This window comes from Nocardia exalbida NBRC 100660 (assembly GCF_000308575.1).
Lineage (GTDB): Bacteria > Actinomycetota > Actinomycetes > Mycobacteriales > Mycobacteriaceae > Nocardia > Nocardia exalbida.
The window spans coordinates 1-236 of record NZ_BAFZ01000012.1 but is presented as its reverse complement, the minus strand read 5'-3'; the positions used below and the strand labels follow the sequence as shown (position 1 = coordinate 236).

Annotated in this window: 1 protein-coding gene; it reads right to left on the bottom strand. The window is 71.6% G+C overall.

Features of this window, described 5'->3' with window-relative positions; all coding sequences use genetic code 11:
* On the bottom strand, positions 1–236 hold a 236-nt coding region (locus ON29_RS04155), incomplete at both ends, for a DUF3027 domain-containing protein (RefSeq protein WP_040864809.1).

The window sequence follows — 236 nt, the reverse complement described above, 5'->3', positions numbered from 1 at the left end:
GGTGGGGATCTCGGTATCCGAGTGCGCGCCGCAGCCGTAGGCCACGTGGACGACCTGGCCGTCCGCGCCCATGACGTTGCCGCAGACACCGAACGCGGCGCGCAGCGCCCCGGCCAGTGGCAGGTAGAAGCCGCAGCTCCCGCAGGTGGCGGGCGCGGCCTTGGCCATCTCCGTGTCGGGACCGTGCTCGGCGTACCATCGCTGGGCGGATTCGCGATCGCTGTGATCCTGAACGC